Raw genomic sequence first — 17,176 nt, forward strand, 5'->3', positions numbered from 1 at the left:
CCCCGCACCGGCAGTCGAGCCCCGGCCGGGCGTCCGCCCGCCGGGGCTCCGCCGTGTCGCTACCCTGGCCGCGTGATCGTCGAGACCCTCGCACCCAGGGCCCAGGAGGACGGCGCCGCGCTGCCCGGGCCGCTGCTCACCGAGCTCACCGCGCTGTACGCGTCGAACCGCGCGTTCCACCAGCTCAGCGGCGACTTCCCGGACCCGGACGACGTGCGGCCCGAGCAGGTGGCCGCCGCCCTCGCCGCCGATCTCGCCGAACCGTCCGCCGAGGTGCTGCTGGCCCGCTCCGAGGGCCGGCTGGTGGCCGTCGCCGTCACCCTGGGCCGCCACCCCGACCCGGCCGACCCCGACCCGTGGCTGGGCCTGCTGATGGTCCACGCCGACGAGCACCGCGCGGGCTTCGGCCGCCGCCTCGCCGGCCGCGTCGAGGACGGCTTCCGCGCCTCGGGCCGTACCGGCCTCAAGCTCGCCGTCCTGGAGAACAACCCGGCGGCCCTCGCCTTCTGGACCGCCCTCGGGTACGAGGAGACCGCCCGCCGCCCCGACCTGGCGCACGGCCGCCCGTGCGTGGTCCTCAGGAAGGCCCTCTAGACCTCGCCGGTCAGGGCTTCGCGGGCCGGCCGTCGCCGTACAGCCAGACCTTCCACACCGCGTCCAGGTCACGGCCCGCGACGCTCTCCGCGTAGGCCGTGAAGTCCTCCGTGGAGGCGTTGGCGTGCTCGTGCTCGGCGGCCCAGCCGCGCAGCAGCCCGTCGAAGACCCCGTCGCCGACGGTCTCGCGGAGCTTGTGGAGGACCATGGCGCCGCGCTGGTAGACGGGCGGGTCGAAGAGGTTCTCCGCGGTGGGCGGATCGGCGGGCGGGAAGGCCCAGTTGGCGTCCTCGGCGAAGGCCGCCCGGAAGCTCTCGCGGGCCGGGACGGAGCCGTGCTCCTCCGCGTACAGCCATTCGGCGTAGGTGGCGAAGCCCTCGTTGAGCCAGATGTCCCGCCAGGTCTCGGGGGTGACGGAGTTCCCGAACCACTGGTGGGCCAGTTCGTGGACGAGCGTCGGGCGGTCGAAGGAGGCTGCCGGGAAGACGGGCCGGGTCTGGGTCTCCAGGGCGTAGCCGAGGAGCCCGTCGGTGGTGACGACGGCCCCGGCGGCGCCGAAGGGGTAGGGGCCGAAGCGTTCCTGCTGGCGGGCGAGGATGCCGGGGAGTTCGGCGCGGAGCGCGGCCGTGGCGGAGACCAGCGAGGGCTCGACGGCGGTGAGGACCGGGACCGTGCCGAGCGCGGTGCCGGTGGTGGTCGCGTACCGGCCGATCATCACGGTGGCGAGGTAGCTCGCCATCGGCTCGGACTGGCGCCAGACCGTGCGGGTGCGGCCGTCGGACACGGCGCCGGAGGAGACGCGGACGCCGTTGGAGAGGGCCGTCAGTCCGCTCGGGACGGTCAGCGCGATCTCGTACTCCGCCTTGTCGGAGGGGTGGTGGTTGCCGGGGAACCAGGTCATGGAGCCGGCCGGTTCGCCGACCGCGACGGCCCCGTCGGCGCTCCTCAGCCAGCCCTCGGTCGACCCGTCGGGGTCGGTGAGCGGCTCGGGCACCCCGGTGTAGCCGACCGTGACGGTGAACTCGCGGCCCCGCGGCAGCTCGTCGTGCGGGCGGATCGTCAGCTCGTTCCCGGCGCGGCTGACGGCCGCGGGCTCGCCGTCGACGGCCGCCTTCCCGACGGTGAGGCCGGAGAGGTCGAGATTGAGGGCGGAGAGGTCCTGGGTGGCGCGGGCGGTGATCCGCGCGGTGCCGTCGAGGCGGCCGGTGCCGGGGTCGTAGGCGAGGTCGAGGGCGTAGCGGCCGACGTCGTAGCCGCCGTTGCCGAGCTTGGGGAAGTACGGGTCGCGCAGCCCGGACGCTCCGGGGGTGCCCCTCACCCCGCCGGTCGCGGGGGTGCACCCGGCGAGGAGGCCGAGCACGGCGAGGGCCGCCGCCAGGGAGGCGGCGGCTCTCGGGGACCGTCCGGTCCGGCTGCTGGGGGTCACGTGAGGATCCTAGACAAGTCGGACAGAAGGTGACGGCGAGGGCGCCCGTCGGGGGGAGTCGGGCGCCCTCACCGGCTCTCGGGGTGTCCGCCGCGGGTGACCGGCTCCGCGCGGCGGGGGCGTCGCCGCGGAGCGGGCGTCACTCCGGAGCGGGGGCGTCGCCGCGGAGCGGGTGCCGCGGGGGTGCTTACTTCGCCAGCTCGGCGACGCCGGCGCGGGCGAACTTCTCGTCGAGGTCGCCGGAGGGGGCGCCCGCGACGCCGATGCCGGCGATCGGGCCGCCGGCGGCGGTGACCGGGGCGCCGCCGCCGAGGAAGAGGGTGCCCGGGATGTCCTTCAGGTTCGGGGCCTGCTCCAGGCGCTTGACCAGCTCGGAGGTCGGGGCGTTCCAGGAGACGGCGGTGTACGCCTTCTTCACGGCGGACTCGTAGGACTGCGGGCCCGCGCCGTCGCCGCGGAGGGTGACGATCGTGTTGCCGTTGCGGTCGACGACCGCGACGGAGACGCGCTGGTTCTCCTTCTCGGCGGCGTCGAGGACGGCCTCGGCGGCGTCGGTGGCGGCCTCGATGGTGAGGTGGGTGGTCTGGCGCAGGTTGTCGTCGCCCGCGTCGGCCTTGGCGACGGCGGCGGGAGCGGCGGCCGGGGCGGAGGCGTTCGCCGAGACGGCGCCGAAGGTGCCGGCGGCGAGGACGGCGGCGACGGTGGTGCCGAGGACGAGCTGCTTCTTCTTCATGGTGGGCTCCCGAGGAGGTCGTGGGCGGACCTGACCGGTCCGGGTGGAGGAGGGCCGTTCCTTCGCTCCGCCTCCATCCTGGGTCCGCCCCCTGCCCCGTACGGTCGGCGTTCCGGCTGCCCTCGGGGCGCGCACCGGACGATGCCGGGGTCAGCCGATCGGCTGATGCCCGCGTGGCCCCCGCGGGTCAGCATGGATACGTACACCCAGGTCAGCGTGGGCGAGCGGCCGCGCGGCCCGGGTGCGCACACCCAGGTCGGCGCGGGCGAGCGGCCGCGCGGCACCGGGCGCACAGCCCGCGAAGGAGGCGAGACGGTGGACCGGACCGGCCGGCACGCGCGGCACATCCCCCAGGCCCCGCACGCCCCGCACGACCCCCAGGCCCCACACGACCCCCAGGCCCCGCACGACCCGCGCGCTTCCGCGCCGCGGGGGCGGCTCCCCGGCGCCCCGCCGGGGCACGACCCGGACGCCGGCTGGCTCGCGCGCGTCATGCACGTGGCGTTCTTCCTGCTGCTCGGCGCCTCCCTGGCGCGGTTCCTGCTGCGCCACGAGTGGGAGGACCGCAGCCCCTGGATCATCGCGCTCTCCGGTGCGCTCGCCGCCCTCTACCTGCTCGGGCCGGTCCTCGGCACCCGCGCCACCCCGCGCCGGATCGCCTGGCTGTGCACGGTCGTCGCCGTCTGGGTGCTGCTCGTCGTCCTCGCCCCCAGCTTCGCCTGGTGCGCGGTCCCGCTCTTCTACACCGGGCTGCGGACCCTGCCGCCGAAGGCCGCGATCGTCCTCGTCGCCCTCCTCACCGCATTCGTCGTCTTCGCGCAGGTGCAGCTCTCGCACGGCGGCTGGGACCCCAACCTGATCGTGGCCCCGCCGGCCGTCGCCGCCATCGCCACCGGCGTCTTCGTCCACGCCGACCGGCAGGCCGCCCGGCAGCGCGCCCTCATCGACGACCTGATCCGCACCCGCCGCGAACTGGCCGCGATCGAGCGGCGCGAGGGCACCCTCGCCGAGCGGCAGCGGCTCTCCATGGAGATCCACGACACCCTCGCGCAGGGCCTGTCCAGCCAGCAGATGCTGCTCCAGGCCGCCGACCTGACCTGGGAGAGCGACCCGGGGGCGGCCCGCCGGCACGTGCGGACCGCCGAGTCGATCGCCGAGCGGAACCTCGCCGAGGCCCGCCGCTTCGTGCACGACCTGGCCCCCGCGGACCTCGCCGGGGGCGGCGGCCTGGAGCAGGCGCTGCGCGGGCTCGCCGGGCGCGAGTCGGCGGCCTTCCGGGTGGACGGCACGCCGGTGCCGCTGCCGGACCGGGCGCAGTCGGCGCTGCTGCGGATCGCGCAGGGCGCGCTCGCCAACATCCGGGAGCACGCCGCCGCCACCTCCGCCGCGATCACCCTCACCTACCTCGACGACCAGGTGGTCCTGGACGTCGCCGACGACGGCAGCGGTTTCGACCCGTCCGCGTCCCGCGCCGACGAGGGCGTACGGGGCCACGGCCTGCCCGCGATGCGGGTGCGGGCCCGGCAGCTGGGCGGCACGCTTACCGTGGAGTCGTCCCCCGGCGAGGGCACCGTGCTCTCCGCCGCCATCCCGCTCACACCGCTCGCACCCCCGACGGAGGCCGGCCCGTGACCGTACGCATCCTGCTCTGCGACGACCACGCCGTGGTCCGCGCCGGACTGCTCGCCCTGCTGGGCAGCACCCCCGACATCGAGGTCGTCGGGGAGGCCGGCAGCGGCGAGGAGGCCGTCGCGATGGCCGCGAAGCTGAAGCCGGACGTGGTCCTGATGGACCTCCAGCTCGGCGCCGGCATCGACGGCGTGGAGGCGACCCGCCGGATCGCGCCGACCGGCGTCCACGTCCTCGTCCTCACCACCTACGACACCGACGCCGACATCACCCGCGCCATCGAGGCGGGCGCGACCGGCTACCTCCTGAAGGCCGAGCGGCCGGAGGAGCTGTTCGCCGCGATCCACTCGGCCGCCCAGGGCCGCACGGCGCTCTCCCCGCCGGTCGCCAGCCGGGTCATGGACCGGATGCGCGGCGCCGCGGGCCCGTCCCTCACCGACCGGGAGCGGGACATCCTCGGCCAGCTGGCGCACGGCCTGGGCAACAAGGAGATCGCCCGGGCGCTCTTCATCAGCGAGGCCACCGTCAAGACCCACCTCGGCCGGATCTACGCCAAGCTCGGCGTCGACACGCGGGCCGGCGCCGTGGCGGTCGCGAAGGAGCGGCGTCTGCTCCCCTGAGGCTGCTACTGTGCGCCACTGTTCCAGCGCACAGCGTCATGTCTCCGTGGGAGCGCACGTGAAGATCGCCGTCGTCGGTGGCGGGCCCGCCGGCCTCTACCTCTCGATCCTGCTCAAGCGGCAGGACCCCTCCCACGAGATCGCCGTGTACGAGCGGAACGCGGCCGGCTCCACCTACGGCTGGGGCGTCACCTACTGGGCCGGGCTCCTCGACAAGCTGCGGGCCGGCGACCCCGGGTCCGCCGCCGCCGTCGCCGACGCCTCGGTGACCTGGACCGACGGCCTGGCGATCGTCCGCGACGAGCGGACCGTGCACCGCGGCGACGCCGGCTTCGGCATCGGCCGCCGCCGGATGCTCGGCCTGCTCGCCGACCGGGCCGCCGAACTCGGCGTCGAGGTCGCGTACGAGCACCCGATCGACGGCCCGGACGCCCCCGAACTGGCCGACGCGGACCTGGTCGTGGCCGCCGACGGCGTCCACAGCGTCCTGCGCGAGGCGCACGCCGAGCACTACGGCACCGCCTTCGCCACCGGCCGCAACCCCTACATCTGGCTGGGCACCACCAAGGTCTTCGACTCCTTCAGCTTCGCCTTCAAGGAGACCGACCACGGCTGGATCTGGTGCTACGCCTACGGTTTCAGCGGCGAGCGCTCCACCTGCGTGGTCGAGTGCGCGCCCGGCACCTGGACCGGCCTCGGCCTGGACACCATGCCCGAGGGCGACTGCCTGGCGCTCCTGGAGAAGCTCTTCCACGACCTCCTCGACGGCCACGGGCTGATCGGCCGCGACCGGGGCGCCGAGCCCGCCCAGTGGCTGCGCTTCCGCACCCTCACCACCAAGGTCTGGCACCGCGGCCGGACCGTCCTCCTCGGCGACGCCGCCCACACCACGCACTACTCGATCGGCGCGGGCACCACCCTGGCCCTGGAGGACGCCCTCGCGCTGGCCGAGGCCCTGCGCGACGGCCCCGGCGACCCCGCCGCCCTCGACGCCGCCCTCGCCGCCTACGGCCGGCGCCGCCGCGCCGCGCTCGTCTCCGCGCAGAGCGCGGCCCGCCTGAGCGCCCAGTGGTACGAGAACCTGCCCCGCTACATGGGCCTGGAGCCGGACCGGATGTTCGCGCTCCTCGGCCAGCGCCACTCCCCGCTGCTGCCGTACGTGCCCCCGCAGCTCTACTACCGCCTCGACCGCGCAGCCGGCAGCCTGGAGCCGCTGCGCCGCCTCAAGCGCTGGCTCGGCCCGAGGCTGGCCCGGGCCACCCACCGCGTCTGACGCCGGGCCGGGGGCGTGACACCATCGGTGGGTGCTCGACATCGGCTACTCCCTCTCCCGGCGCTTCCCCGACCCCCCGCAGACCGACTACCGGCGGGCGGACGTCCACTCGCTGCGCCACGACCTCTTCTGCGGCGACGTCTACCTCGCGGACACCGAGCAGGACCGCGAGGTGTCCACGGCCTGGGGGTGGGTGCCCGTCCTCGACTTCGCCTGGGCGCTCTGCGACATCGTCGAGCAGCTCGACCGGGACCCCCGGGGCAGCCGCGCCTCCCGCCCCCAGTACGCCGAGCTGGACTTCACCGAGTCCTCGGACCGGATGCTCTTCGAGCGCCGCTTCGGCTGGGTCGACGTCGAGTCCGACTGGATGCCCGGCGACGAGGCCCCGCTCACCTTCTCGCACGCCGAACTGCGCCGCGAGGCCCGCGACTTCCTCCACGACCTGATCGCCGACCTCACCGACATGCACGAGGGCCTGGCCGACAACCCGGCCGTCTGGGACCTCCAGGCCCGCTTCCCCCGCGTCAAGTAGTCCCGGGGGGCGCTCAGTCCTCCACCCGCACCCCGAGCCGCGCCGCGAGGACCGGCGCCAGGTCGAGCAGCTGCGCCGAGGAGATCACCGCGCCCGCCAGGGACTCCACACCGCGCGCGATCTCCAGCCGGCGCACCCCCCGCAGGTCCGCGTCGGCCAGCTTCGCCCCGGAGAAGTCCACCCCGATCAGCTGGCAGTCCACGAACGCGACCCGCTCCAGCCTCGCCCCGCCGAAGTCCGGCTCCACCAGGACGCACCCCTCGAAGGTCACGTCCCGCAGGGTCGCCGACCGCAGGTTCGGGTAGTCCCACTTGCCGCCCCGGACCAGCACCCGCTCCCACACCGAGCCGTGCAGCCGCGTCCCCCCGAGGCGCGCCTCCACGACCTCCGCGTCCCGCAGCCGAGCCTGGGACAGGTCGGTGCCCACGCCGCGCACCGCCTCCAGCCGCGAGTCCAGGAACCGGGCGCCGGTCAGCCGCGCCTCGTCCAGCGCGCACTCCCGCACGGCGCAGTCCAGGAAGCGGGCGCCCTCCCCCGAGGCGCCCGTCAGGTCGAGTCCGGCCAGCTCCAGGCCGTCGTAGTCCCCGTCGGGCGCGAGCCCGCCCTCGTACGGCTCCAGGGGCGGCAGCCGCAGTTCCACCCGGCGGGGCGCCTTGGTCTTTCGCTTCATGCCCCCATCGTGACCCACGCCACTGACACCCCGCCCTTGACCTCAAGCAAGGTCGAGGTACGAGCCTGGGACCAGCGCCCGCGCCCGGCCGACCACACGACGACAGGGGAACCGCCATGCACGCCGTCCGCCTCCACGCCTTCGGGCCCGCCGAGAACCTCACCCACGAGGAGGTTCCCGACCCCGTGCCCGGCCCCGGCCAGGTCCGGATCGCGGTCGCCGCGGCCGGCGTCCACCTCCTCGACACCGCCCTCCGGGAGGGCCTGCCCGGCCCCTTCCCCGCCCCCGCCGCGCTCCCCACGATCCCCGGCCGCGAGGTCGCCGGCACCGTCGACGCCCTCGGCGAGGGCACCGACCCCTCCTGGCTCGGCCGGCGGGTCGTCGCCCACCTCGGCATGAACCCCGGCGGCTACGCCTCCCTCGCCGTCACCGACGCCGCCCGGCTCCACGCCCTCCCCGACCACCTCGGCGAGGCCGAGGCCGTCGCCATGATCGGCACCGGCCGCACCACCCTCGGCATCCTCCGGTTCACCGCGCTCGGCCCGGAGTCGGTCGCGGTCGTGCCCGCCGCCGCCGGAGGCATCGGCACCCTCCTCGTCCAGTACGCGAAGAACGCCGGCGCCACCGTCGTCGGCCTCGCCGGCGGCCCCGCCAAGACCGCCCGCGTCCGCGAGAACGGCGCCGACCTCGCCGTCGACTACACCCGCCCCGACTGGCCCGCCGAGGTCCGCGCCTTCCTCGGCGACCGCACCGCCACCGTCGTCTTCGACTCCGTCGGCGGGGCCACCGGACGCGCCGCCGTCGATCTCCTCGGCAAGGGCGGACAGCACCTCGTCTTCGGCTGGTCCAGCACCGGACTCCACGACGGCGCGGCCCTCTCCTTCACCGAGGCGGAACTCGCCGAACGGGGCATCACCTCCACCTCCGTCCTCGGCCCCGCCATGATCCAGAAGGCCGGCGGCGACATCCGGAACCTCGAACTCGCCGCCCTCGCCGCCGCCTCCGACGGCACCCTGCGGCCCGCCGTCCACCGCTTCCCCCTCGCCGAAGCGGCGGAGGCCCACCGCGCCCTGGAGAACCGGGGCACGATGGGCAAGGTGGTACTCGTCCCGTAGGGGACCGGCTCAGACGCCGAGCACGTCCCAGGAGTGCGCCTTGAACTCCTTGCGGAAGTCCTCGTGGTCCTCCCACATCCGGGCGATGGAGCGCAGCGCGTCCCAGTTGTGCTCCAGCGCCTGGTCCACCACCTGGCGCAGCTCCGGCGCCGTCTCCCGCTTCTCCACCAGACCGGTGACCTGCGAGGCGGCCTGCACGGTGTAGCGCAGCGCCCGCAGGGCACGGGAGGTGTCGTCCATCCCGAAGCCGTGGTCGCTGCCGTTCGAAGGGTCGAAGAGCGGGGTCAGGCGGTCCTCGATGAAGGCGGTGATCCGCCGGAAACGGGCCTCGACGCCCATGTCGTCGCCGTGGTTGCTGTGGTCGTTGCACATGGGGACTTCCTACACCGTCGCCGGGGCGCCGAGCGCCGCCAGGGCCCCGTCCGTCAGCCGGTAGACCGTCCACCCGTCCTGCGGGCGGGCGCCCAGCGACTCGTAGAAGTCGATCGACGGCCTGTTCCAGTTCAGGACCGACCACTCCAGGCGCTCGTAGCCGCGCTCGACGCAGATCCGGGCCAGCTCGGCCAGGAGGGCCTTGCCGTGGCCGCCGCCGCGCGCCTCCGGACGGACGTACAGGTCCTCCAGGTAGATGCCGTGGACCCCGCGCCAGGTCGAGAAGTTGAGGAACCAGAGCGCGAAGCCGACCGGCTCGCCGTCCCCGTCCTCGGCGATGTGGGCGTAGGCGGCGGGCCGCTCGCCGAACAGCGCCTCGTGGAGCTGCGCGGGGGTGGCCCGGACCTCGTCGAGGGCCTTCTCGTACTCCGCGAGGTCGCGGATCAGGGCGTGGATGACGGGCACGTCGGCCGGGGTGGCGGTACGGATCATGGGGTCAGCGTGCCAGCAGCGCCCGGGCGATGACCACCCGGCGGGCGTCGAGCGCGGGCGCGCCGGCCTCGACCTCCCACAGCCCGTTCTGGAGCACCCGCCCCAGCGTCCAGGCCAGGGCCCGCTCCCGGTCGAGCCCGAGCCGCCCGGTGAGCAGGTCGAAGCGCCGGCGGATCCCGGCCGGGTCCGGGTCCCAGAGGTTGGTGAGCGCGGGCAGCAGCTCGAAGCCGGGATCCCCGGCGAGCGGCTTCGGGTCGATGACGAGCCAGGGCTCGCGCTCCGCGCCCAGCACGTTGTCGTAGTGCAGGTCCCAGTGGAGCAGCCGGTCGCCCGGCTCGCCCGCCACCTCCCGTACGGCGGCGGCGCAGTCCGCCAGCAGCGCCGCGTCCGCGGGGCCGAGCCGGGCCGTCGCGGCGGGGGTCCGCGCGAGCATCCGGGCGGCGATCGCGTCGAGCCGCCGCAGGCCGGGCGGGGCCGGGCGCGCGGACAGCCGGGCCAGCAGCCCCGCCAGGATCCGCACCGCCTCGCGCGCGTCGCCGAGGCGGGACAGGTGCCGTGCGGGGTCGGCCCGTTCGAGCAGCATCGTGCCGGTCTCCGGGTCGTGTTCCAGGAGCCGGACGGCCCCGTCGCCGTCCCACGCGCGCAGCGCGGCGGCCTCCCCCTCGGTCTCCTCGTCGAGGAGCTGGAGCTTGAGCGCCGCCGGCGTGCCGTCCGTCCGCTCCACGGGCAGCACCAGCGACACCGCCCCGTGCATCGGGGGCCCGGCGAGCCGCAGCCCCCACCGGCCGAGGAAGTCCCCGGCCAGTCCGGGCAGCGCGGCGACGAACGCCCGCCCCGCCTCGCCGTTGTACTTCGCCTGGGAGGCGGCGAGTTCCTCGGGTACGTCGATCACCCGGCCGAGCCTACGACCCCAGCGCGCCGTCCAGCAGCCTCCCGAACGCGCCCGCGTCGTACAGCCCGGTGCGGGCGTCGGGGAAGGAGGCGACGCCGTACTCGATCCCCGGCTCGCCCTCCGCGGCCCGCTCGGCCGGCACCGTGCCGCCGCTCGCCCCGAACGTCGCGCAGCGGGGGCAGCGGGGGTCCGCGTACACGGTCACCGCGTGCGGGGCGTCCGCGTCACCGACGACGATCTTCGTGCCCTCCACCGCCGACGGCAGCACGCCCAGCGTCCCCGCGGGCGCGGCCGGCGCCGCCGCGGCCTTCCCGGCCGGGCCGGCGTCCGCGCCCGCGTCCGGCGAACACCCCACGGCGGCAAGGCCGGTGAGGCCCGCGGCGACCTCGGCGGCGAGGGCGCGCCGGGTCCTGCGCACAGACATGGGGGGGATCCTTCCGGAGCGACGAAATCCGCACTCCCGGACCCAGCCGCGCCCCCGGCCCCCGCCCGCCGCCGAAAGACCCGTATCCAGAGGACCGACGCCCCCGGTACCCTCCCGCCACGCACCGGGAAGAGGGACAGGCATGAACAGCAGTACGGGCAGCACGGGCACGGGCGGCACGGGCACGGTCAACGGCGGCATCTCGTTCTGGTTCGCCCAGGAGGGCCTGCCCGAACCCCGCGAACCGCTCCCCGGCGACCGGACCGCCGACGTCTGTATCGTCGGCGGCGGCTACACCGGCCTGTGGACGGCCTACTACCTGAAGAAGGCGGTGCCCTTCCTCGACATCGTCGTCCTGGAGGCCCGCTTCTGCGGCTACGGCGCCTCCGGCCGCAACGGCGGCTGGCTCTACAACGGCATCGCCGGCCGCGACCGCTACGCCAAGCTCCACGGCCACGACGCCGCCGTCCGCCTCCAGCAGGCCATGAACGCCACCGTCACCGAGGTCCTCGACGTCCTCGACGCCGAGAAGATCGAGGCCGACCAGCACCGCGGCGGCGTCCTGGAGGTCGCCCTCTCCCCCGCCCAGCTGGCCCGCCTCAAGGAGTTCCACGCCGTCGAGCACGCCTTCGGCGAGACCGACCGCGAGATCCACGGCGCCCGCGAGACCGCCGAACGCATCCGCGTCGCCGGCGCCGTCGGCTCCTCCTGGACCCCGCACGGCGCCCGCCTCCACCCGGTGAAGCTGCTCCACGGCCTGCGCGCGGCGGTGGAGGCCCTGGGGGTCACGATCCACGAGTCGACCCCCGTCACCGCCATCGAGCCGAAGCACGCCCGCACCCCGTACGGCACGGTCCGCGCCCCCTACGTGCTCCGCTGCACCGAGGGCTTCACCGCCTCCCTGGCCGGCCAGCGCCGCACCTGGCTCCCCATGAACTCCTCCATGATCGCCACCGAGCCGCTCACCGACGCCCAGTGGGAGGCCATCGGCTGGAACGGCCTCGAAACCCTCGGCGACATGGCCCACGCCTACATGTACGCCCAGCGCACCGCCGACGGCCGCATCGCCCTCGGCGGCCGGGGCGTCCCCTACCGCTACGGCTCGAAGACCGACAACGACGGCCGTACCCAGCCGCAGACCGTCGAGGCCCTCCGCGAGATCCTCATCCGCTTCTTCCCGCAGCTCGCGGGCGTCCGCGTCGACCACGCCTGGTCCGGCGTCCTCGGCGTCCCCCGCGACTGGTGCGCCACCGCCACCCTCGACCGCTCCACCGGCATCGGCTGGGCCGGCGGCTACGTCGGCTCCGGCGTCGCCACCACCAACCTCGCCGCCCGCACCCTGCGCGACCTCATCCAGCAGGACTCCGGACAGTCGGGCCCCACCGACCTCACCACCCTCCCCTGGGTGAACCACAAGGTCCGCAAGTGGGAGCCGGAGCCCTTCCGCTGGCTCGGCGTCCAGGCCATGTACGCCGCCTTCCGGGGCGCCGACCACCGCGAGGCCACCACCCACACGGCCACGACGGACCGCGTCGCCGTCTGGGCGAACCGCGTCGCGGGCCGCTGACGCACCCCACGGCACGAAAAGGGCCCCGCACCCTCACGGGCGCGGGGCCTTCCTCGCGTACGGCTCAGAACAGCAGGTTCACCGAGGACGGCAGGTCCGCCACCCCGATCGCGCTCCGGGCCGAGTACGGCACGGCCAGCTTGCCGGTGCCCCGGTACAGGTAGACCTTCCCGGCCCCGTCCCGGGCGACCAGGTCCGCCCTGCCGTCGTCGTTCAGGTCGCCCGGCGCCGTCACCATCGGGTACGCCTGCCAGCCGCCGCCGACCTTGACCCGGGCCCCGAGCGGCCCCGACGCCTTGCCGGTGCCCTTGTAGGCCCACAGGACGCCGGTCTTGTCCCGGGCGATCAGATCGGCCTTGCGGTCGCCGTCCAGGTCACCGGAGCCGGTGATCTGGTTGTACGTCTGCCAGCCGCCGCCGACCTTGACGCGTACGGCGAACCCGCCGGTGCCGTTGCCCTGGTACAGCCAGAGCACGCCGGTCTTGTCCCGGGCGATCAGATCGGCCTTTCCGTCGCCGGAGACGTCGCCGACGCCGGTGATCGAGTCGTAGATCTGCCAGCCGCCGCCGACCTTGGTGCGGGCCGCGAAGGGCTCGTACCAGCGGCCGGTGGTCCGGTAGTGCCAGAGCACGCCGGAGGCGTCCCGGGCGACGAGCCCGCCGCCGCCGGCCTGCACGGTGAGCGGCGCGAGCTTGGTGACCGTGTTGTAGATCTGCCAGCCGGAGCCCACGCTCTCGGCGTAGTCCCGGAACGGCGACGCCGCCTTGCCGGTGCCGTAGTGCCAGCGCAGGGCACCCGACTTGTCGCGGGAGACCATCGCGAACCGCGCCGGAACCGGGCGGGAGCTCTGCACCGCGAACTCGCTGGACGCCTCCGGGTTGCCGAGGCCCCAGTCGTAGACGTCATAGGTCGCGTAGGTGTTGATCCGCCAGGCGGCGGTCGTGGACGCGGCCTTCATCGTGTAGGAGACGGTGACGTCGACCGGGCCGGCGCCGCCGGGGTCGACGTCGCAGCTCAGGCCGGCGCCTTCGGAGACGGAGTCGGTGTAGTGGTCGCACTGGGCCGCGGAGGAGCTCGTGCCGGTGCCGGTGACGTACACCGGCACCTCGCCCATCTCCCAGTCCCGCATCCCCGTGCCGGGCTCGAAGCCGATCTCCAGCTTGCCCTTGTCGACGGCGTGGACCGTGACCGTGTGGGTGGCCGTGCCGCCCGCGGGCAGCTGCGGCGTGGAGAACTTCACGGTGTTCTGGGAGACGTGCGCCAGGGACTTCACCGTGACCGTGCGGGCGGCCCGCCAGCCGGTCTCCGCCAGCGAGCCCGCCGTCTGGGCCTCCTTCACGGCCTTCGCCATCGTCGCCGCGTCAGCGCCGCGCGGGACGTAGACCACGCCGTAGTGGAGCGTGGTGCCGTGGGCGGTGGACGCGGCGGCGGCCACGTCCAGCGCCGTCCAGCCGTTCTCGTCCGTGATCGGGCAGAGGTAGATCCCGGTCGCGGAGCCGGGCGAGCAGGTGCTCCCCTCCTCGTCGAGGCTGAGGCCCGTCGGCAGGCCGCCCTTCGTCCAGGCCGCGTCGGTCAGCGGCGCCTTGCTCAGGGCGTAGACGAGCGTCCCGTCGAACGAGTCGGAGCCGTCCTCGTCACCGCCGTACGAGAAGCTGGTCGGCCCCAGCTCGGCCCAGCCCACCCCGGGCTGGAGCACCCGGTTCTGGACCGTGAAGTCGATCAGTTCCTGCGTGGCCGCGGAGGCCGCCGAGGCCCCGCCCACCGCTCCCGCCGCCAGCATGACGACGGCCCCTCCGAGCGCAACGATTCTTCGCAAGCGATTCAGCCCCCTGTGCGTCGCGGCACCCCCCTGGTGCGCGCGCCGCACGGTACCGCGAAGGCCCCGGCCCCCTCACGGGGGGGCCGGGGCCTTCGTCGTACGGAGCCGCCTGTCGGAATCGAACCGACGACCTCAAGATTACAAGTCAAGCGCTCTAGCCAACTGAGCTAAGGCGGCGGGCGCGCACGTGGCCACGCGCGCGTGGCCCACTCTACACAGCGGCCCCCGCACCCCACGAGGAACTCCGGATCCGTTCCGGGCCGCCGCGGGCCCCCTGCCGGTCCCTCCGCCCGGCCGTCTGACCGGTCATCGGAAATCTCTTCGTCTGTGACTACTGACAGACCGGACGGCGTCGGGGTAGCGTCGAGCGGAGTTCACCCTGGTGGACTAGACCTCAATCCTTCCTTTACTCGGATCGTCCGGCACGTTCCTGCCGGTGAAGGGACACATCACCATGGCTTCCGTCACTTTCGACAAGGCGACCCGCATCTACCCGGGTGCCACCAAGCCCTCCGTCAACCAGCTCGACATCGAGATCGCGGACGGCGAGTTCCTCGTCCTCGTCGGTCCCTCGGGCTGCGGCAAGTCGACCTCGCTGCGCATGCTGGCCGGCCTGGAGGACGTCAACGCGGGTGCCATCCGCATCGGCGACCGCGACGTCACCCACCTGCCGCCGAAGGACCGGGACATCGCCATGGTGTTCCAGAACTACGCGCTCTACCCGCACATGAGCGTCGCCGACAACATGGGCTTCGCGCTCAAGATCGCCGGCGTCAACAAGGCCGAGATCCGCGCCAAGGTCGAGGAGGCCGCGAAGATCCTCGACCTCACCGAGTACCTCGACCGCAAGCCGAAGGCGCTCTCCGGCGGTCAGCGCCAGCGCGTCGCCATGGGCCGCGCCATCGTCCGCGAGCCGCAGGTCTTCCTCATGGACGAGCCGCTGTCGAACCTCGACGCCAAGCTCCGCGTCTCGACCCGTACGCAGATCGCCGGCCTCCAGCGCCGCCTCGGCATCACCACGGTCTACGTCACCCACGACCAGACCGAGGCCCTCACCATGGGCGACCGCGTCGCCGTGCTGAAGGACGGTCTGCTCCAGCAGGTCGACACCCCGCGCAACATGTACGACAAGCCCGCCAACCTCTTCGTCGCCGGCTTCATCGGCTCCCCCGCGATGAACCTGATCGAGGTCCCGATCACCGAGGGCGGCGTGAAGTTCGGCAACAGCGTCGTCCCGGTCTCCCGTGACGCGCTCGCCACCGCCGCGGCCAACGGCGACACCACCGTCGTCGTCGGCGTCCGCCCGGAGCACTTCGACGTCTCGGGCCCGACGAGCAAGGACGGCGTCGCCGTCACCGTCAACGTCGTCGAGGAGCTCGGCTCCGACGGCTTCGTCTACGGCTCGACCCGCGTCGGCGGCGAGGACAAGGACGTCGTCGTCCGCGTCGGCGGCCGTGAGATCCCCGCCAAGGGCTCCACGCTCCACGTCGTCCCGCGCGCCGGCGAGCTGCACGTCTTCTCCAAGTCCACGGAGCAGCGCATCAGCGAGTGAGTCCCGGGCCGGAAAAGGCCCGTGGTGAACGGCCCCGTGTCCCTTCCGGACGCGGGGTCGTTCGTTTAAACGGGCTTACCCCGGAAAACCCCGGCATTCGGGGCCCTCCCCGGAGCCCGGCGTCAACACAGGATTCGAAAAGCCGCGTCGAACCATCCCTCGCGAGAGTGACTAAATGTCGCCATATCACTACCGGCCGCTACGCTCGCCTGCGTGACGCACACTGCCCGCCGTATCGGCCGCTCCCTCGCCCTCGTCCTGCCCGTCGTCCTGGTCCTGTCGGGAACGCTCGCGGTGTCCGCCGTGCCGTGGGCCGGCCAGGACTCCGACGGCCAGATGCTGACCGCGTCCTCCGCGGACGTCTCCACCCGCGCCAAGTCGCGCGCCCCGCAGGACGTCCTGCGCGACCGGCTCCTCGCCGAACTCCAGGAGAAGGACCCGGGGGTCGCCCTCACCCACCTCCAGCGCGAGGTGGAGAACCGCCCCTCGCTCGCCGAGCACTGCGTGTCGATCGCCCGCGCGCTGGGCCGCGCCGCCGTCGAGCACTACGGCCCCGCCCGCGCCCAGGCCTTCTCCCGCCCGGTCTGCGACACCGCGTACGCGACCGGCGTGATGCGCGCGACGAGCTGAGCCCGGTCACCGCGCCCGCGCCCGCGGGGCACCTATCGTTCCCCGTATGCACACCACTCCGACGCAGGCCGTGGTCCTGGCGGGCGGCCAGGGCTCGCGGCTGCGCCCCTACACCGACGACCGCCCCAAGCCGATGGTCGAGATCCCGGGCACCGGGACCCCGATCATCGGCCATCAGCTTTCCTGGCTGGCCGCCGAGGGCGTGACCGACGCCGTCGTCTCCTGCGGCCACCTCGCCGAGGTCCTCCAGGAGTGGCTGGAGGAGGCCGACCTCCCCCTCAAGGTGACCACGGTCGTCGAGACCGAGCCGCTGGGCCGCGGCGGCGGCCTCAAGTACGCCGCCGCGCACCTGCCCGAGCCGGACCGGCCCTGGTACGCCACCAACGGCGACATCTGGACCCGCTTCTCGCTGCGCGAGATGGCCGCCTTCCACGACGAGCGGGACGCCACCGCCACCCTCGCCCTGGCCCGCCCCCGCATCCCGTGGGGCGCCGTCGAGACCGACACCTTCGGGCACATCACCGACTTCGTCGAGGCGCCCCCGTCGCCGTTCCTCATCAACGCCGGCGTGTACGTCTTCTCGCCCGCCTTCACGGAGCTCCTGCCCGACCTCGGGGACCACGAGCGGACCACCTTCCCCCGGCTCGCCCGCGAGAAGCGCCTGGCCGGCTTCCCGCTGCCCCAGGGGGCGTACTGGAGGGCCATCGACACCGCCAAGGACCTGACGGAGGCCGCGAAGGAGCTCGCCGCGCAGGGCCACTGACCGGCGCGCACGCGAAGAGGCGGCACCGCCCTCACGGGACGGTGCCGCCTCTCTCGTACGCGGTACGGCTCCG

Annotated in this window: 18 protein-coding genes and 1 tRNA gene; 10 read left to right on the forward strand and 9 right to left on the reverse strand. The window is 74.3% G+C overall.

Annotation, left to right across the window (positions count from 1 at the left end; genetic code table 11):
- Positions 1 to 72 precede the first annotated feature (72 nt).
- A complete protein-coding gene (locus tag ACF1ED_RS32350; protein ID WP_391766581.1) occupies positions 73 to 594 on the forward strand; it encodes a GNAT family N-acetyltransferase in 522 nt (173 codons plus the stop codon).
- 10 nt (positions 595 to 604) lie between these two features.
- Here ACF1ED_RS32350 and ACF1ED_RS32355 read toward each other — a convergent pair whose 3' ends face one another.
- Positions 605 to 2,020 carry a M1 family metallopeptidase gene (locus tag ACF1ED_RS32355; protein ID WP_391766583.1) on the reverse strand — a complete coding sequence of 472 codons (1,416 nt, stop codon included), beginning with the start codon at positions 2,018 to 2,020 and terminating at the stop codon, positions 605 to 607.
- Positions 2,021 to 2,207: 187 nt separating this feature from the next.
- Positions 2,208 to 2,753 carry a heme-binding protein gene (locus ACF1ED_RS32360; protein ID WP_391766585.1) on the reverse strand — a complete coding sequence of 182 codons (546 nt, stop codon included), beginning with the start codon at positions 2,751 to 2,753 and terminating at the stop codon, positions 2,208 to 2,210.
- Positions 2,754 to 3,245: 492 nt separating this feature from the next.
- Here ACF1ED_RS32360 and ACF1ED_RS32365 point away from each other — a divergent pair, with 492 nt between their 5' ends.
- Genes ACF1ED_RS32365 through ACF1ED_RS32380 form a run of 4 tightly spaced genes read left to right on the forward strand, consistent with a single transcriptional unit; the run spans position 3,246 to position 6,807 of the window.
- Positions 3,246 to 4,385, forward strand: coding sequence for a sensor histidine kinase (locus ACF1ED_RS32365; RefSeq protein WP_391766764.1), 1,140 nt, complete (start codon positions 3,246 to 3,248; stop codon positions 4,383 to 4,385).
- Positions 4,382 to 5,002 (forward strand): response regulator, encoded by a 621-nt coding sequence (locus ACF1ED_RS32370; RefSeq protein ID WP_391766587.1) that lies wholly within the window; start codon positions 4,382 to 4,384, stop codon positions 5,000 to 5,002. Before ACF1ED_RS32365 ends, ACF1ED_RS32370 begins: the two co-directional genes overlap by 4 nt.
- A gap of 58 nt (positions 5,003 to 5,060) precedes the next feature.
- A complete protein-coding gene (locus tag ACF1ED_RS32375) occupies positions 5,061 to 6,275 on the forward strand; it encodes an FAD-dependent monooxygenase (protein ID WP_391766766.1) in 1,215 nt (404 codons plus the stop codon).
- 31 nt (positions 6,276 to 6,306) lie between these two features.
- Positions 6,307 to 6,807 (forward strand): hypothetical protein, encoded by a 501-nt coding sequence (locus ACF1ED_RS32380; protein ID WP_391766589.1) that lies wholly within the window; start codon positions 6,307 to 6,309, stop codon positions 6,805 to 6,807.
- A gap of 13 nt (positions 6,808 to 6,820) precedes the next feature.
- On the opposite strand, the gene ACF1ED_RS32385 is transcribed toward ACF1ED_RS32380, so the two are convergent.
- Positions 6,821 to 7,477: a pentapeptide repeat-containing protein gene (locus ACF1ED_RS32385; RefSeq protein ID WP_391766591.1), complete on the reverse strand. Its 657-nt coding sequence runs from the start codon at positions 7,475 to 7,477 to the stop codon at positions 6,821 to 6,823.
- A gap of 116 nt (positions 7,478 to 7,593) precedes the next feature.
- Here ACF1ED_RS32385 and ACF1ED_RS32390 point away from each other — a divergent pair, with 116 nt between their 5' ends.
- A complete protein-coding gene (locus ACF1ED_RS32390; protein WP_391766592.1) occupies positions 7,594 to 8,592 on the forward strand; it encodes a zinc-binding dehydrogenase in 999 nt (332 codons plus the stop codon).
- 9 nt (positions 8,593 to 8,601) lie between these two features.
- Here ACF1ED_RS32390 and ACF1ED_RS32395 read toward each other — a convergent pair whose 3' ends face one another.
- From ACF1ED_RS32395 to ACF1ED_RS32410, 4 genes are read right to left on the reverse strand one after another with little or no spacing between them, the layout of a single operon-like run.
- Positions 8,602 to 8,964, reverse strand: coding sequence for a hypothetical protein (locus ACF1ED_RS32395; protein ID WP_391766594.1), 363 nt, complete (start codon positions 8,962 to 8,964; stop codon positions 8,602 to 8,604).
- A 9-nt stretch (positions 8,965 to 8,973) separates the two neighbouring features.
- Positions 8,974 to 9,456, reverse strand: coding sequence for a GNAT family N-acetyltransferase (locus tag ACF1ED_RS32400; protein WP_391766596.1), 483 nt, complete (start codon positions 9,454 to 9,456; stop codon positions 8,974 to 8,976).
- A 4-nt stretch (positions 9,457 to 9,460) separates the two neighbouring features.
- A complete protein-coding gene (locus ACF1ED_RS32405) occupies positions 9,461 to 10,348 on the reverse strand; it encodes an aminoglycoside phosphotransferase family protein (RefSeq protein ID WP_391766598.1) in 888 nt (295 codons plus the stop codon).
- A 10-nt stretch (positions 10,349 to 10,358) separates the two neighbouring features.
- On the reverse strand, positions 10,359 to 10,772 hold the full coding sequence (locus ACF1ED_RS32410) for a thioredoxin domain-containing protein (protein ID WP_391766600.1): 414 nt from the start codon (positions 10,770 to 10,772) through the stop codon (positions 10,359 to 10,361).
- 142 nt (positions 10,773 to 10,914) lie between these two features.
- Between ACF1ED_RS32410 and ACF1ED_RS32415 the strand changes: the two genes are divergently transcribed.
- Complete coding sequence (locus ACF1ED_RS32415; protein WP_391766602.1) at positions 10,915 to 12,339, forward strand: NAD(P)/FAD-dependent oxidoreductase; 1,425 nt, start codon at positions 10,915 to 10,917, stop codon at positions 12,337 to 12,339.
- A 64-nt stretch (positions 12,340 to 12,403) separates the two neighbouring features.
- Here the strand turns inward: ACF1ED_RS32415 and ACF1ED_RS32420 are convergent, their stop codons facing one another.
- The gene (locus tag ACF1ED_RS32420) at positions 12,404 to 14,155 is read right to left on the reverse strand and encodes an FG-GAP repeat domain-containing protein (protein ID WP_391766604.1); all 1,752 of its coding nucleotides are present in this window, start codon (positions 14,153 to 14,155) and stop codon (positions 12,404 to 12,406) included.
- Between the two features lie 106 nt (positions 14,156 to 14,261).
- Positions 14,262 to 14,335, reverse strand: a tRNA-Thr gene (locus ACF1ED_RS32425).
- A 277-nt stretch (positions 14,336 to 14,612) separates the two neighbouring features.
- On the opposite strand from ACF1ED_RS32425, the gene ACF1ED_RS32430 reads away from it, so the two are divergent.
- From ACF1ED_RS32430 to ACF1ED_RS32440, 3 genes are all read left to right on the forward strand, one after another.
- Positions 14,613 to 15,710 carry an ABC transporter ATP-binding protein gene (locus tag ACF1ED_RS32430; RefSeq protein ID WP_391766606.1) on the forward strand — a complete coding sequence of 366 codons (1,098 nt, stop codon included), beginning with the start codon at positions 14,613 to 14,615 and terminating at the stop codon, positions 15,708 to 15,710.
- A gap of 213 nt (positions 15,711 to 15,923) precedes the next feature.
- Entirely contained in the window at positions 15,924 to 16,340 is a 417-nt protein-coding gene (locus tag ACF1ED_RS32435) for a hypothetical protein (RefSeq protein ID WP_391766608.1), read from the forward strand.
- Positions 16,341 to 16,386: 46 nt separating this feature from the next.
- Positions 16,387 to 17,103 (forward strand): NDP-sugar synthase, encoded by a 717-nt coding sequence (locus ACF1ED_RS32440; RefSeq protein WP_391766610.1) that lies wholly within the window; start codon positions 16,387 to 16,389, stop codon positions 17,101 to 17,103.
- Positions 17,104 to 17,176: the final 73 nt, after the last annotated feature.

This window comes from Streptomyces sp. NPDC014656 (assembly GCF_043084305.1).
In the GTDB taxonomy this organism is placed as follows: domain Bacteria; phylum Actinomycetota; class Actinomycetes; order Streptomycetales; family Streptomycetaceae; genus Streptomyces.

Bases quoted from the DNA above. Each gene is read 5' to 3' on its own strand.
- ACF1ED_RS32360 (WP_391766585.1), bottom strand. From the start codon at position 2,753: ATGAAGAAGAAGCAGCTCGTCCTCGGCACCACCGTCGCCGCCGTCCTC.
- ACF1ED_RS32365 (WP_391766764.1), top strand. From the start codon at position 3,246: ATGCACGTGGCGTTCTTCCTGCTGCTCGGCGCCTCCCTGGCGCGGTTC.
- ACF1ED_RS32385 (WP_391766591.1), bottom strand. From the start codon at position 7,477: ATGAAGCGAAAGACCAAGGCGCCCCGCCGGGTGGAACTGCGGCTGCCG.
- ACF1ED_RS32390 (WP_391766592.1), top strand. From the start codon at position 7,594: ATGCACGCCGTCCGCCTCCACGCCTTCGGGCCCGCCGAGAACCTCACC.
- ACF1ED_RS32395 (WP_391766594.1), bottom strand. From the start codon at position 8,964: ATGTGCAACGACCACAGCAACCACGGCGACGACATGGGCGTCGAGGCC.
- ACF1ED_RS32400 (WP_391766596.1), bottom strand. From the start codon at position 9,456: ATGATCCGTACCGCCACCCCGGCCGACGTGCCCGTCATCCACGCCCTG.
- ACF1ED_RS32410 (WP_391766600.1), bottom strand. From the start codon at position 10,772: ATGTCTGTGCGCAGGACCCGGCGCGCCCTCGCCGCCGAGGTCGCCGCG.
- ACF1ED_RS32415 (WP_391766602.1), top strand. From the start codon at position 10,915: ATGAACAGCAGTACGGGCAGCACGGGCACGGGCGGCACGGGCACGGTC.
- ACF1ED_RS32430 (WP_391766606.1), top strand. From the start codon at position 14,613: ATGGCTTCCGTCACTTTCGACAAGGCGACCCGCATCTACCCGGGTGCC.
- ACF1ED_RS32440 (WP_391766610.1), top strand. From the start codon at position 16,387: ATGCACACCACTCCGACGCAGGCCGTGGTCCTGGCGGGCGGCCAGGGC.